The sequence below is a fragment of the Aeromicrobium sp. JJY06 genome (genome assembly GCF_044069275.1).
GTDB classification, from domain to species: Bacteria; Actinomycetota; Actinomycetes; order Propionibacteriales; family Nocardioidaceae; genus Aeromicrobium; species Aeromicrobium tamlense.
The window spans coordinates 1,259,175-1,273,383 of sequence record NZ_JBIMRD010000001.1 but is presented as its reverse complement, the minus strand read 5'-3'; the positions used below and the strand labels follow the sequence as shown (position 1 = coordinate 1,273,383).

Sequence of the window (14,209 nt, the reverse complement as noted above, 5' to 3'; positions counted from 1 at the left end):
TGTGGACGACGGGATGCGCCGGGCCCTCGCGGCTGACATCGTCACCGGCACCCGTCACACTGGAGGAGTGCCCGTCATGGACCTGGAGTCGACCATCACCCTGGTGGGATTCGCCGCGTTCGCCGTCGCGCTGTTCGGCTACCTCGCCACGATGAAGCGCGACCTGCGGGCCGAGATGGTCACGATCGCGCAGGGGCTCGAGGTGCGGACCGACACCCGCTTCACGGCGGCCGACCGTCGTCTCGACGACGTCGTGGCACGGTTCGACGCGCGGTTCGATGCCTCCGACACCCGATTCGACCGGCTTGAGAACAGGTTCGACCGCCTGGAGATTAGGTTCGACGGCCTGGAGGAGCGCTTCGACCACCTCGAGAACAGGTTCGACCGGTTCGAGGAGCGGTTCGATGCCTCGGAGGCGCGTGCCGACACCCGCTTCGCGGGGATGGACGCGCGGTTCGACGCGCTCGACCGGCGCGTGTCCGACCTGCGCGACGACGTGCGCGCCGGGTTCGCGGCCACCGACCTGCGGCTCACGACGCTCGAGCAGCGCACCTTCGACATCGGTGCCCGGCGCCGCCCGGGGGCCGGGTGAGCGACTGGTTCGACCGACGCTGGCTGGTGCTGACCGGGGCCGGCGTCAGCACCGACTCGGGCATCCCGGACTACCGGGGTCCCGACGCCGTCCCGCGCCAGCCGATGACCTACCAGGACTTCATCGCCACGCCCGCCCATCGCCAGCGCTACTGGGCGCGCGCCCACCTCGGCTGGAGCCGGATGGGCGGCGCCGAGCCGAACGTCACGCACCGCTTCCTCGCCGAGCACCAGGACCGCCTGGTCGGCCTCATCACCCAGAACGTCGACGGCCTGCACGAGAAGGCGGGCTCGCTCGACGTCGTCGACCTGCACGGCCGGCTCGACCGGGTGATCTGCCTCGACTGCGGCGACGTCACCAGCCGAGCCGAGGTGCAGGCCCGGCTCGACGCCCTCAACCCCGGCTGGACCGATCAGGAGGTCACGATCGCGCCCGACGGCGACGTCGACCTCGAGGACACGGCCGGGTTCGTCGTCGCCGACTGCACCCAGTGCGGCGGCCGGCTCAAGCCCGACGTCGTCTTCTTCGGCGAGTCGGTGCCCAAGCCCAAGGTCAACCACTGCTTCGACCTCGTCGAGCGCGCCGGTCGCGAGGGCGCCGCGCTCGTGGTGCTGGGCTCGTCGCTGCAAGTGATGAGCGGGCTGCGGTTCGTCCGGCGCGCGGCGAAGGACGGCACCGAGATCGTCATCATCAACCGCGGCCCCACCCGGGGCGACGAGCTCGCTGACGTGCGCATCGACGACGGCGTCGCCGAGACGCTGCAGCGGCTGTCGCTCCGGGCCGGGGAGCGGCTCAGCTGAGCTGGCGCAGGCGCACGGTCTCGGGCAGCGCGGCGAGCTCCTTGAGCACGTCGGCGCCGACCTCGGCCGAGACGTCGGTGACCACGTAGCCGAGCTCGCCGCGGGTGGCGAGCTGCTGGCCCTCGATGTTGACGCCGTGGTCTCCCAGGATCGTGTTGATCGTGGCGAGCACGCCGGGCGCGTTGTGGTGCACGTGCGCGAGGCGGTGACGGGCCGGGTCGCTCGGCAGGTTGAGCTCGGGGAACGTCACCGACAGGTTCGTCGTGCCGGCCTTGGCGTAGGCGCGCAGCTTCGAGGCGACGAAGCGGCCGATGTCCTGCTGCGCCTCCTCGGTGGAGCCGCCGACGTGCGGCGTGAGGATGACGTTCGGGACGCCCCGCAGCTCGCTCTCGAACGGGTCGCCCTGGGCCTTCGGCTCGACCGGGAACACGTCGAGCGCGGCGCCCGCGATGTGGCCCGACTCGAGGTGCTGGCGCAGGGCCGCGGTGTCGACCGCGATGCCGCGCGACAGGTTGAGGAACAGCGAGCGCGGCTTCATCGCGCGCATCTGCTCGTCGCCGAACAGGCCCGCGTTGCCGGGACGGCCGTCGACGTGCAGCGAGACCACGTCGGCGATCGCCAGCAGCTCGTCGATCGTCGCGCACTTCTTGGCGTTGCCGAGCGCGAGCTTGTCGTCGATGTCGTAGAACACGACCGACAGGCCGAGGGCCTCGGCGATCACCGAGAGCTGGCTGCCGATGTTGCCGTAGCCGACGATGCCGAGCGTGCGGCCGCGCACCTCGTGGCTGCCCGCGGCCGACTTGTTCCAGACGCCGTGGTGCATGGCGGTGGACTTCTCGTGCAGGCGGCGGGCGAGCGAGATGATCTCGGCGATCGCCAGCTCGACGACGCTGCGCGTGTTGGAGTACGGCGCGTTGAAGACGGCGACGCCGTGGCGCTTCGTGGCCGCGAGGTCGATCTGATTGGTGCCGATGCAGAAGGCGCCGATCGCGAGCAGGTCGGGAGCGTTCTCCAGGACCTTCTCGGTGATGTAGGTCGTCGAGCGGATGCCGAGCAGGTGGACGCCCTTGATCGCCTCGATGAGCTCGTCCTCGGTGAGCGCGGCGCTGCGCGTCTCGACCTGGTAGCCCTTGTTGCGCAGGAAGTCCGCGCCGTCGGCGTGGATGTTCTCGAGGAGCAGGACCTTGACGTCCTGGTCGTCGATCGTGGTCAGCGGTTCGTGAACGTCGAAGCTCATGCTCATCATCGTCATCGTGTGTGGCCTCCGGGTCAGCGGTCGATCGGGCTGACGCGGGGCCCAGGCGAACGGTCCCGTAAGTCGTGCTGCCCGCGGCTCCCTGGTGGTAGCCACCTCAACGCCAGTCGCGCGCGGACCCCTCCATCCTAGCGGCTCGGGCCAGTCGGCCCGATCGCGTCCGGGAGGCGGTCAGTCCTTCAGGTTGCCCTGCATCGCCGCGACGGCCTCCGGCGGGACCTCTTGGTCGAGGTTCGCCAGGCGGACCTGCCCCTGCGCGATCAGCCTCCCGTCCTGGTTGACCGAGTCCAGGTGCCACAGCTGCTGCGTGCGGCCGCGGTGGATCGGCGTGGCGGTGGTGGTGATCGTGTCGCCGTTGCGGGCCTGGCGCAGGAAGTCGGTGGAGTTGTTCGTGCCGACGACGACGCCCTTCGTGCCCAGCCAGATCTGGCCGGCCATGCTGGCGGTGGACTCGTGCACCGCGCAGTAGATGCCGCCGTGCGGGATGCCGAACGGCTGCAGGTGGTCGTCGGTGATCGTGAAGCGGACGACCACCTTGTCGGGGGTCAGCTCGACGTGCTCGACGCCGAGCACTCCGTCCAGGCCGGGGATGTCGCTCATGGTCCGGACTCTAGCCAGACCCTCTCGCGCCGCGTCACCGAGTAGCGCGCAATCGGACTTGATACGGGTACCCCCTAGGGGTATGTTGAAGCCATGAGCCACGAGCACCCCGGGTACGCCGACGACAAGGCGGCCGTCCTCAAGCGACTGGCGCGGATCGAGGGACAGGTCCGCGGCATCAACCGGATGGTCGAGTCCGACACCTACTGCATCGACGTGCTGACCCAGATCAGCGCGACCACGAAGGCCCTCGAGGCCGTCGCCCTGAAGCTGCTCGACGAGCACCTCGCCCACTGCGTCGCGGACGCCGCGGCCAAGGGCGGACCCGAGGCCGACCAGAAGATCAAGGAAGCATCCGACGCCATCGCGCGTCTGGTGAGGAGCTGAGAGCCATGACCACCACCACCTACACCGTCACCGGCATGACCTGCGGCCACTGCGCCGCGGCCGTCACGCAGGAGATCACCGCGCTCGACGGCGTCGAGGACGTCGCGGTCGACGTGGCCTCGGGCGCCGTCACGGTCACCAGCCAGGGTCCGCTCGACGAGGCGCAGGTCGCGTCCGCGGTGGACGAGGCCGGCTACGCACTGGCGGGTCCGCGCGACCTGCCGCTGGTCTGATGACCACGCACGAGACCGAGGCGGACCCCACCACCACCTACCGCCTCGACATCGGCGGAATGAGCTGCACCTCGTGCGCGATGCGCATCGAGAAGAAGCTGAACCGCCTCGAGGGCGTGGAGGCGAGCGTCAACTACGCCACCGAGAAGGCCACGGTGCACGCCCACCACGGGGTCGACCCGCAGGCGCTCGTCGAGACCGTGGAGAAGACCGGCTACACCGCGCAGGTCCACGACCCGCACGCCGGCCACGAGGGTCACGCCGCCCACGGCGGCCTCCACTCGGCCGAGTCGATGCGGGAGCGCCTCCTGGTCGCGACGATCCTGAGCGTGCCCGTGACGGCCATCTCGATGATCCCGGCGCTGCAGTTCGCCGGCTGGCCGTGGGTCGTGCTGGCGCTGACCACGCCAGTGGTGCTGTGGGCCGCCTACCCGTTCCACTGGTCGGCCGCGCTGAACGCGCGCCACGGCGCCGCCACGATGGACACCCTCGTCAGCATCGGCGTGGGCGCGGCCTACGTGTGGTCGCTCGTCCAGCTGTGGCTCGGCGTGACCGGCCACGGGGTCGAGCACGGCCACTACTACTTCGAGACCGCGGCGGTCGTGACGACGTTCATCCTCGCCGGCCACTACCTCGAGGCGAACGCGAAGCGCCGCTCGAGCGCCGCCCTGCGCACCCTGATGGACCTCGGTGCGAAGCACGTCGCGGTGCTGCGCGACGGCCGTGAGGTCGAGGTCCCGATCGAGGAGCTGCACGCCGGCGACGTGTTCGTCGTGCGTCCCGGCGAGAAGGTCGCCACCGACGGCGAGGTCGTCGAGGGCGGGTCGGCCGTGGACGAGTCGATGCTCACCGGCGAGTCGGTGCCCGTCGACGTCACGGTCGGCGACACCGTCACGGGCGCCACGGTGAACCAGTCCGGACGACTCGTCGTGCGCGCCACAGCCGTCGGCCAGGACACGCAGCTGGCCCAGATGGCCCGCCTCGTCGAGGAGGCCCAGGAGGGCAAGGCGGAGGTGCAGCGGCTGGCCGACCGCATCTCGGCGTGGTTCGTGCCGGGCGTCCTCGTCCTGGCCGCGCTGACGCTGCTGGTGTGGCTGCTGGTCGCGCCGGGCATCGCCGCGTTCGAGGCCGCCGTCGCGGTGCTGATCATCGCCTGCCCGTGTGCCCTCGGCCTGGCCACGCCCACCGCGCTCATGGTGGGCACGGGCCGCGGCGCCCAGCTGGGCATCCTGATCAAGGGGCCGCAGATCCTCGAGTCCACGCGGACGATCGACACGATCGTGCTGGACAAGACGGGCACCATCACGACCGGCACGATGAGCGTCGCGCACGTCGATCCCGAGCCCGGGGTCGAGGCCGACGAGCTGCGCCGTCTGGCCGCCTCGGTCGAGTCCGCCTCGGAGCACCCGGTGGCACGCGCGATCGCGACGCTGGCCGACCCGCTCCCGGTGTCGGAGTTCCGCAACCACGCGGGCCAGGGCGTCGAGGGCACCGTCGACGGACACGTCGTCCGCGCGGGCCGTCCCGCCTGGGTGGGCGCCGCCGACCGTCCCGACCGCACCGGCACCGTCATCGCGGTCTCGCGCGACGGGCAGGTGCTCGGCACGATCACCGTGGCCGACCGGGTGAAGGACTCGTCGCGGCAGGCCGTCGCCGACCTGCGCCGCCTCGGCCTCGAGCCGATCCTGCTGACGGGCGACAACGAGCGCGTGGCCACGGCGGTCGCCACCGAGGTGGGCATCGACCGGGTGCACGCCGAGGTGACGCCCGAGGACAAGCTCGACGTCGTCCGCGAGCTGCGCGAGCAGGGCCGCGTCGTGGCGATGGTCGGCGACGGGGTGAACGACGCCGCCGCGCTGGCCGGTGCCGACCTCGGCATCGCGATGGGCACCGGCACCGACGTGGCGATCGCCGCGAGCGACCTCACGCTCGTGCACGGCGACCTGGCCACCGCGGTGACCGCCGTCGAGCTGTCGCGCGCGACGCTGCGCACGATCAAGGGCAACCTGTTCTGGGCCTTCGCCTACAACGTGGCCGCGATCCCGCTCGCCGCACTGGGCTTCCTCAGCCCGATGATCGCGGGCTTCGCGATGGCCGCCAGCTCGGTGTTCGTGGTGACGAACTCGCTGCGGCTGCGGCGCTTCGCGCGCTGAGCCGCTCCCCCGCCGCCACCCCCCCCGGTTCCGGGGGGATGGTGGCGTTTCGGGCAGGCCCACGGCGCGCCCGTGCGCCGCGCATGAAACGATCGTCGGTGAAACGCGGCCGCCGCATCGGGTCGGTGCCGCACCGACGAGGGGGACACATGAACGTTCGCAAGCCTGCCGCCGCACTCGCCGCCGCGGTCCTGACCCTGGGACTCTCCGCCTGTGGTGGCGGCCAGTCCGTCGAGGACGCCTGCAAGGTGGCCGAGAAGGAGGTCAAGGACGCGATGGGTGACCTGAGCGGCATCGACCCCACCGACAGCGACAAGGCGACCGACACGATCGCCTCGATGGCCGACGCGCTGAAGAAGACGCAGAAGGACCTGGAGAACAAGGAGGTCAAGGACGCCATCGGCGATCTGTCGGCCGAGTTCGACAAGCTCGAGGGCGCCTTCGCCGACCTCAAGGCCGCCGGCCAGGACACCGAGAAGCTGCAGGAGGTCTCGCAGGAGATGAGCACGCTCTCCACCGACATCCAGGCCAAGGGCGAGAAGCTCGACGAGCTCTGCGGCTGAGCAGCACCAGACGACGAAGGAGCCCGGTCGACCTGAGGGTCGACCGGGCTCTCTCGTCTCCACTGCCCGTCAGGCGGCGTCGGACCTGCGGCGTCGCGCGGCCGCCACGGCGACTCCGCCGCCGATCAGGCTGAGCAGGCCCAGGCCCACCGCCACCGTCGAGACGCCCGAGCCGGTGTCCGAGAGCGACCCGTCGCCACCGGAGCCGTCGCCCGACGTCTCGTCCTCGCGCTCCGCGCCGCCGGAGTCGATGCTCCAGACGTCCTCGTCGAACACGTTCGTCACGGCGATCTCGATCTGCGACGTCGTGTCCACCGAGGCGACGGTCGCGCCGGTCTCGAAGTCGGCGTGGCTGATCTTGACCTCGGACGCACCGCCGGCGTCGGTCTCCTCGGCGAAGCAGCGGGTCCCGGTCGGCAGCAGCAGCGGAGCGCCGTCGCCGTCCGTGAACGTCCGCGTGCGGCCGGCCTTGAGCGTGAAGTCCGACTCGAACACCGTGCCGCGGACGGTCGCGCCGTCCGGACCGGTCGTCTCGAGCTGGCAGGTCAGCGTGATCGGGAACGCGGCACGACGCACCTCGCGGTGATCGGCGAAGGCGCCCTCGACCTGCTTGGTCACCGAGACCTCGCCGGCGCCGTAGGTGTTGGTGATCGTCGCGACGACCGCCTCCTCCTGCGTGCCCGCGCCGATCACGACCGTGGCCTCGCGCGTGGTGCCGTCGGCCTTGCCGTCCTCGGTCTCCACGACGTGGCACGAGGTGCCCGTCGGGAGCGGGCCGATGGCGTCGGACCACAGCGACGTGGCCCTGCCCTCGCGCGCCAGCGTCACCTGCTGCTCCAGCACCGTCTCGTCCGCGAGCGTGCACGCCACGTCGAAGGCGTAGGCCGCGTCGGCGTGCAGGCCCTCGCCGGGTCCGTCGACGACCTTGTTGACCTTCAGGAAGCCGGCGTCGAACCGGTTGTCCACGACGACCTCGACGGGCTCCGCGGTCTCGGTGTCGCTCACCACGACCTCGCCGTCCTCCGGCGTCATCGTGACGCCCTGCGACTGCGGCGTGCTGGACTTCTCGCTCACCGTGCACGAGGCTCCGGTCGGCAGACGGTCCCACTCGGCCGTCCCTGCGCCGGTGATGGTGCGGTCGGCGCCGTCCGGGATCGCGACGGCGGTGGTGGTGCCGTCCACCTCGCGCGCGCACTCGAGCGACATGACGTAGGTTCCGTCGGTCACGACCGGGAAGGCCGCGCCCTCGCCGGACAGCGTCTTGCGCACGCGCACGACGCCCTGCTCGAAGTGGTTCTCGACGCCGACCTCGACGACCTGGTCACCCGAGCGGACCGTGAAGTCCTGCGGGTCGATCGTCGTGTGGTTGGCGCCGCCGTTGCGGGGCTCGGTCACCGTGCAGGCGGCGCCGGTCGGCAGGTCGTCCACCCGCCAGGCCAGCTCGTCCGGTGCGGTCAGGACGGCGGAGTCGTCGAAGACGGTCTCCGCGGCGCCCGCGCCGTCCAGATCCAGGGTGCACACGAGACGCACCTCGAACTCCTGGTCGTCCCAGCGGTCCTTGCCCGGTCCGGTGATCTGCTTCGTGATGCTCACCGCGCCCACCGTGTAGGTGTTGAGGTGGGCGACCTCGACGTTCGTGCCGTCGCCGATCGTGAACTCGGCCGGGTTCTCGGCGTCCTCGCCGTCGACCTGCACCGTGACGGTCGCCCCCGCGGCGTCGGTCTCCTCGACCGCGCACGTGGACCCGGTGGGCAGGCCCGAGTAGGCCTTGCTGCCGCCGTCACGGAGCTCGACCTGCTCGGCGAGGATCGTCGACCCGAGGTAGGCGCACGTCACGTCGAACCCGTAGGTCCGGTCGTAGACGATCGGCTCGCCGTCCTGATCGACCGCACCGCCGGCGTCGACGCTCTTGGCGACCGAGAAGCCGCCGGCGGAGTAGGCGTTCGTGGCGGTCACGGTCGGGCCGCTGGTCGCGCCGACGTACGGGTGGCTGATCTGCGAGACCGAGCGCAGGCTCGCGTCGGCCACGACGGTCCGGTCGGCGGGCGACCACGAGACCTCGACCCCGGCCGGGATCGCGACCTCGGCGACGGCGCAGCTGGCGAACAGCGGGATCGACACCGGCGTCGTGGCCGTGTTCACCACGGTGCTGCCGCCCTCGTCGTCGACGGTGACGACGACCGTGCCGTCGACCGCCGTGCCCGCGGCGTTGCGCAGGACGACGTCCGTCCCGTCGAGCGTGCACGACACCCGGAACGAGTACGTGCCGGGCAGGTCGACCGGCACCGAGAACTCGGGCGCCTCGACGACCTTGTCGATCGTCAGCCGGCCCTGGGCCGTGGCGATGCCGACCCGGGTGGGCTCGAGGACGATCTCGGCCCGCTCGGGCTGGGTGACCGTGGCCACCGACCGCGACGAGCCGGCGAAGGAGTTGTACGCCACCGGCAGGGTCGTGGACTGGTCGAAGGCGCGCGGCAGGTTGATCGGGGTCCGCGTGCTGAACGCTACGCCCGCCGTCTCGCCCGGGCGCAGGCCGGCGCCCTGGCCGGCCGAGGTCCAGTCGAGCACGAACTTGACCGACTGCGCGGCCGTCAGCTGGGAGTCCGGCGTGCTCGCGTCGTACTCGGTCCAGCCGAACGCACAGCCCGCGCTGGGGGCCGCGTTCGCCGTGTGGACCTGGACGGCGTTGGTGTTGCACGCCGTGCTCAGCCGCTGCGTCGAGTAGTACGCGCGCAGCGTCGCGCCCTGGTGCTGCGCCTCCGCGAGGTCCGCGGACACCGTGTTCAGCAGCCGGACGCCGAACTGCGACCCGCGCGCCGCGGACGTGATCACGCCGCGGTCGCCGACGGCCGGGAGCGTGTCGACGAGGGCGACGAGCTTGGCGTTCGTGTTGCCGGTGTTGCGGAAGGAGAGCTTCCACGACGCCTCGCCACCCGGTCGGGTGACCGGGAGGCAGGTGCCGCGGTAGTAGCCGTCGGACTGCGGCTCCGCGCACGCGGCCGCGGCCCCGGCGGTGTTCATGACACCGAGGTCGTCGTCGCCCGAGCCGGGCTCGCCCGCCTCGACGCCCTTGACGCCCTTCGCCATCGCCAGCGTGGCGCTCGACCGGGGCTGGACGTGCGTCGTCGCGGTGCAGCTGTCGACGTTCGTCCGGTTCGCCTGAGTCACGGAGTCGACCGTGTACTGGCACACCTCGAAGTCGCGGTCGGACGTGGCGGTCACGGAGTTGGCGATGATCTGGTCGGCGTCGACACCCGGCTCGAGCAGCAGCGGTGCCTGGACGGTGAGCACCCACCCCGGCCGGAACACGAATCCGTCCGGCATCGTGACGGCGAGCCGGCCCGTCTCGGCGTCGAGGCCGGCCGCGAAGCTCGGCGTCGGCGACGGCACCGGGTTGCTCGGGTTGGTCGTGGTCAGCGTGAAGGCGTAGCCGGTCGGGTCGGGCTCACGGACGGGCACCTCCCCGTCGACGAGCTCGATCTGGTCGACGACCTCGAACCCGGTCATCGGCCACTGGCCCGTATTCGTCACCCGCAGGACGTAGGGAACCGTCCCGTTGGGGGTGTACTGCGGCGGGGTGGTGGCATTGCCCGGCGTCTTCTCGACCCGGATCCGGTTCGGGCGGTGCAGCACCTGCGTGGTGTCCGCGGCGGTCCGGTCGTCGGTGAACGTCTGGTTCGCGCCGAACTGCGCGTCGCCGTGCACCTGGAGGTCGTCGGAGATCAGGCCCGGCGTGCCCTCGCCCTCGTTCGGGCCCACGCCGGGCAGCGTGGTCGACACGGGCTCGCCGTTGCCGCGCTGCGTGTCGCGGCGCTCGGTCTTGAGACTCACGACGATGTTCGGGTTGTACGGCCGCTCCCACTGCACGACGGTGCCGGTGACCGTGAGCTGGCGGAAGCTGAAGCGCACGCCCTCGACCACCGTCGGATCGGTCACGCCCGGAGGCAGCACGAAGGTGACGTTGCCCGCGGGCAGCGCGTTGACCCAGAAGCCCTCGACCCACACGTCGCCGACCTTGGCGTCCATGCGGACGCTGTTGAGCGGTCGCGGCAGGTTGATGGAGGCCGAGGTGAAGTTCATGGCGTTCCAGAACGTCTCGGTCTCGTCGGTGAGCCGCATGAGGGTCGTGCGGGCCGAGCCGAGCGGCTGACCCCGCAGCGACGTCGTGTAGGTCCGGGCCTGGTCCTCATAGACCGTGTCGCCACTGGGGTTGGCGTCGGGACGGATGACCTTCTGGGCCGTGATGGCGTAGCTCGCGGTGACGATGTTGAACTCGTCGTCCGCGGCGTCGTAGCCGGTCGAGCACGCCGCGGCCGGGCACGCGATGCGGCCGGGGCTGTCGATCTGGACCGAGGCCTCGTTGAGGATCGGCGTCCCGCCGGGGGACGTCGCCTCCACCGGACCGCCGCTGCGCTTCTCGGCGCGCAGCTGCCACGTGAGGGTCACCGCGGCGGTCGCCCCGCTGCGGATGACCGGGGCGCCGTCCGCGCCGACGAACGACACCGTGACGCCCGTGACGTCCTCGAGCTCGGCCGCGGTGAGGGCGAGCGCCTCCGCGTAGGTGTGGTCGGTCGTCGTGCCCGAGCGGTCCAGCGTCACCGTGACGCCGGCCTGGGTGGCACCCGACGGGAGCGTGATGCTGTCGATGTCGTGCAGGTCCGCCACGTCGTACGTGGTGGTGTCGTCCGACTCCACTCCCGGATCGCTGATGACGAGCGACGACAGCTTGGAGGCCGAGGTGTTCGTGGCGCGCAGCGTGGCCGAGATGAGCGGGAAGGCGTCGGGGGCGACGCCGTTGCCGGGGCTCGGCAGGCCCAGCTGCGTCTGGTCGAACTCCTTGGTCAGGTCGACGTTCAAGGGCGCGTCGAGGATCGTGATCCGGTCGCCGTCGTTCGAGGAGAACTCGCCCGACCGACCGCCCGAGCCACGGACGTTCACGGTGTTCTCGACGACACCCTCGTCGCTCGTGTTGTAGGTGTGGTCGTGGTAGTTGCCCAGGACGTACTCGTCGGGATCGCTGCGCAGGGTGTCGCGCACCGCGAAGTCGAGGTCGAGGGGACGCCGGTCGACGCTCGAGCCGACTCCCTCGCCGGCCTGGCGCTCGGTGTACGTGAGGCGCACGCCCGTCGTGCCGCTGCGCTGCGCGGCGGTCAGGGTGTAGCCGGGGAACCGGCCCGCGCACACGCCCGCCGTCGGGCAGGCCTGCGCGGTGACGTCGGTCCACGTGCCGTTCAGGTACAGCTCGACCCGGCTGATCACGTCCTCGACGATCAGCGGGTCGGTGGACGGGGTGATCGGCTTGATCGCGACGAGGTCGAACGCGTCGTAGACCGAGGTCTCGATGCCGGGCGTGCCCGGGCCCAGCTCGGCCGGCGACGCCGGGTCGGTGAGCGTGACGTTCGCGAAGTTCAGGCCCTGCGTGCTCCAGTGGATCCGCGCGGTCCGCGTCTGCCCGGACAGGGCCGGGACGGTGGACTGCAGCCACTCCTTGTCGACCAGGTCGGGGCCCTCGCCGTCGATCGGGCGAAGCGTGACGTCGTCGCGAGCCTGCGCCATGTCGCCCTTGTCGATCTGCCGGTTGAAGACCTCGGACTGCACGTCGTTGTCGACGACGACCTCGTCGTCGATGTCGACGCCGGACTGGACCTCGACCTCGAAGCTGGGGATCACGTTGAAGCCCGGGGGCAGCAGCTGCGGGCAGCCGTTGACCGCCAACGGCGTGAACTCGAACTGCAGGCCGCCGATCTCGTCCCGCAGCGCGGCCGGGATCGTGAGGTCGAAGCTCGCGACGCTGCCGGCGACGTTCTCGGCGCCCGGCAGGACCACCCAGGAGTCGCCGTCCCAGAACCGGACGGTCAGCTGGGTGCAGCCCGGGATCTCGGTGTGGGAGATCGCGGTCGGATCGAAGTGGTCGAAGAACTCGCTGCCCGCGGCGGGATCCGCCGGGTCCTGGATGACGAGCCGGTCGGAGCCGATGGTGGACTCGCTCGACACGCTCGCCGGCACCGAGACGGTGGCCTCGGCACCGGGCACGCCGAAGATCGCGCTGGGCGTGATCCGCTTGTCGACCTCGGTGAGGACCTCCAGCGGCCGCACCTGGAACGCGGCCTCGGCCTCGTCGGTGCCACGGGCGCCGTCGACGTTCGTGACGACGGCGTCGACCTCGTTCGTCGAGCTCAGCGTCTCGTCCAGGTCGGTCAGCGCCGTGAGCTCCAGCTCGAGACCGGCGTAGGAAGAGGCCTGGATGCCGTCGGTGCCGCCGGCGGACGAGTACGTGACGGTGAAGCCCTCCACCGTGCACCCGGACTGCGCCGCGGGAAGGGTGTCCTCGGTGGTGGTCGAGCTCGTCGTGGACGCGCAGTCGGCGTAGACGTAGGTGATCTCGGCGGACGTGGCGTCGACCGGCCACTCGATGTCGCCGAAGCCGGTGAACCGCAGCCCCTGCTCGGTGAACGTGGCCGCGCCCGCGGAGGGCTCGGCGATGACGAGCTCGTGCACGTCCAGCTCGCCGACCGTGGCCGTCACGGTGGCGGTGACGGCCTGCCCGACGACGAGCGTCGTGTCGTTCAGGCTCTTCTCGATCGTGACGGTGGGGTCGGACGCCCGGATCCGGGCGGTCGCGTCGTCGGTGGCGGGGTCGCTCACGTCGTCGCCGACCTCGACGGTCGCCGTCGTCTCGTTCTCGACGGAGACGGTGGTGCCGGGCTCGATCTGCGAGACCGATGCGTTGGTCACGGTCGCGACGCCCACCCGGGCCTCGGCGCCCGGCGCGTAGGAGCCCTCGTAGGTCACCCGCACGCCCTCGACGGTGGAGAGGTCGCCGGGCTCCTCCTGCGTCCACGTGCCGCCGACGAGGTACTCGACGGTGGTGTCGTCCGTGGAGTCGGGAGCGGGATCGGTCGTGATCCCGGCGAAGTCGAGGTGGTTCCAACCCGCGCCGTCGAACCGGTCCTCGACCACGATGCGGTCGACGGTCTGGTTGGACTGGTTGCTCGGGGTCAGGGTCCAGCTCACCCGCTTGCCGGGGGTGGCGGGAACGGCACCGGGGGCGACGGACTTGGCCACGCCGGCCTCGAGCGTGGTCTCGACCTCGAGCGTGACGGCCGCCGTCGACTGCTGCTCCTCGGCGTTCTCGCCGACGACCGCGGCGGTGTTGACGATCTCGTCGCCGTTGAAGTCCGCCGACACGGTGGTGGGCACGCGCACCTGCACCGTGACCGTCATCGAGCTGCCCGCGCGGAGCCCGACGCGACCGTCGATGGGGTGCTGCGGCGCGACCGTGAAGGAGTCGCCGTCGACCGAGACCGCGGCCGGTCCCGTGGGGGAGAGCACGGCCGTCACCGGGTTGGCGAAGGCCGGATCGAGCTCCAGCGGCTCCGGCAGGCTGTCGGACAGCACCGTGTCGAAGCAGCCCGCCTCGTTCGTCGAGGAGCACCCGACGACGATCGTGTAGGCGAACGTGTCACCGGGACCGTAGGGCCCGGGCGAGTCGACCGACTTCTGGATCTGGAGGTCGGCCGAGACGGCGGCGACGGCCGGCACTCCCCCGGAGAGCACCGCGGTCAGGGACAGCAGCAGGGCGGACAGGACGACGAGCGCGCGGCGCATCGTTCACCTTTCGTCGGG

General features: G+C 71.4%; 9 protein-coding genes. 6 read left to right on the top strand and 3 right to left on the bottom strand.

The genetic code is table 11. The features are described from left to right. Nucleotides 1-67: 67 nt before the first annotated feature. Together ACGWYL_RS06355 and ACGWYL_RS06350 are read left to right on the top strand one after the other, a co-directional pair. Nucleotides 68-592: a hypothetical protein gene (locus tag ACGWYL_RS06355; RefSeq protein WP_395486704.1), complete on the top strand. Its 525-nt coding sequence runs from the start codon at nt 68-70 to the stop codon at nt 590-592. Continuing rightward, nucleotides 589-1,392 carry a Sir2 family NAD-dependent protein deacetylase gene (locus tag ACGWYL_RS06350; RefSeq protein ID WP_179427230.1) on the top strand — a complete coding sequence of 268 codons (804 nt, stop codon included), beginning with the start codon at nt 589-591 and terminating at the stop codon, nt 1,390-1,392. Before ACGWYL_RS06355 ends, ACGWYL_RS06350 begins: the two co-directional genes overlap by 4 nt. Here the strand turns inward: ACGWYL_RS06350 and serA are convergent. Then, nucleotides 1,385-2,629 (bottom strand): phosphoglycerate dehydrogenase, encoded by a 1,245-nt coding sequence (gene serA, locus ACGWYL_RS06345; protein WP_179427233.1) that lies wholly within the window; start codon nt 2,627-2,629, stop codon nt 1,385-1,387. The genes ACGWYL_RS06350 and serA overlap by 8 nt on opposite strands. A 189-nt stretch (nt 2,630-2,818) precedes the next feature. Beyond that, nucleotides 2,819-3,247, bottom strand: coding sequence for a PaaI family thioesterase (locus ACGWYL_RS06340; protein WP_179427235.1), 429 nt, complete (start codon nt 3,245-3,247; stop codon nt 2,819-2,821). Nucleotides 3,248-3,340: 93 nt separating this feature from the next. Between ACGWYL_RS06340 and ACGWYL_RS06335 the strand changes: the two genes are divergently transcribed. From ACGWYL_RS06335 to ACGWYL_RS06320, 4 genes are all read left to right on the top strand, one after another. Then, complete coding sequence (locus tag ACGWYL_RS06335; RefSeq protein ID WP_179427237.1) at nt 3,341-3,634, top strand: metal-sensitive transcriptional regulator; 294 nt, start codon at nt 3,341-3,343, stop codon at nt 3,632-3,634. A 5-nt stretch (nt 3,635-3,639) separates the two neighbouring features. Then, nucleotides 3,640-3,867 (top strand): heavy-metal-associated domain-containing protein, encoded by a 228-nt coding sequence (locus ACGWYL_RS06330; protein WP_179427239.1) that lies wholly within the window; start codon nt 3,640-3,642, stop codon nt 3,865-3,867. Further along, on the top strand, nt 3,867-6,020 hold the full coding sequence (locus ACGWYL_RS06325) for a heavy metal translocating P-type ATPase (protein ID WP_395486703.1): 2,154 nt from the start codon (nt 3,867-3,869) through the stop codon (nt 6,018-6,020). The genes ACGWYL_RS06330 and ACGWYL_RS06325 overlap by 1 nt, the downstream gene beginning before the upstream one ends. Nucleotides 6,021-6,169: 149 nt before the next feature. Then, nucleotides 6,170-6,583: a hypothetical protein gene (locus ACGWYL_RS06320; RefSeq protein ID WP_179427243.1), complete on the top strand. Its 414-nt coding sequence runs from the start codon at nt 6,170-6,172 to the stop codon at nt 6,581-6,583. Between the two features lie 69 nt (nt 6,584-6,652). On the opposite strand, the gene ACGWYL_RS06315 is transcribed toward ACGWYL_RS06320, so the two are convergent. Next, nucleotides 6,653-14,191, bottom strand: a complete 7,539-nt coding sequence (locus ACGWYL_RS06315) for a DUF5979 domain-containing protein (protein WP_395486702.1) — start codon at nt 14,189-14,191, stop codon at nt 6,653-6,655. Nucleotides 14,192-14,209: the final 18 nt, after the last annotated feature.

What these genes read in the sequence shown, in the direction of transcription:
- serA (WP_179427233.1), bottom strand. Translation starts at nt 2,629, where the DNA reads ATGAGCTTCGACGTTCACGAACCGCTGACCACGATCGACGACCAGGAC.
- ACGWYL_RS06340 (WP_179427235.1), bottom strand. Translation starts at nt 3,247, where the DNA reads ATGAGCGACATCCCCGGCCTGGACGGAGTGCTCGGCGTCGAGCACGTC.
- ACGWYL_RS06335 (WP_179427237.1), top strand. Translation starts at nt 3,341, where the DNA reads ATGAGCCACGAGCACCCCGGGTACGCCGACGACAAGGCGGCCGTCCTC.
- ACGWYL_RS06330 (WP_179427239.1), top strand. Translation starts at nt 3,640, where the DNA reads ATGACCACCACCACCTACACCGTCACCGGCATGACCTGCGGCCACTGC.
- ACGWYL_RS06325 (WP_395486703.1), top strand. Translation starts at nt 3,867, where the DNA reads ATGACCACGCACGAGACCGAGGCGGACCCCACCACCACCTACCGCCTC.
- ACGWYL_RS06320 (WP_179427243.1), top strand. Translation starts at nt 6,170, where the DNA reads ATGAACGTTCGCAAGCCTGCCGCCGCACTCGCCGCCGCGGTCCTGACC.
- ACGWYL_RS06315 (WP_395486702.1), bottom strand. Translation starts at nt 14,191, where the DNA reads ATGCGCCGCGCGCTCGTCGTCCTGTCCGCCCTGCTGCTGTCCCTGACC.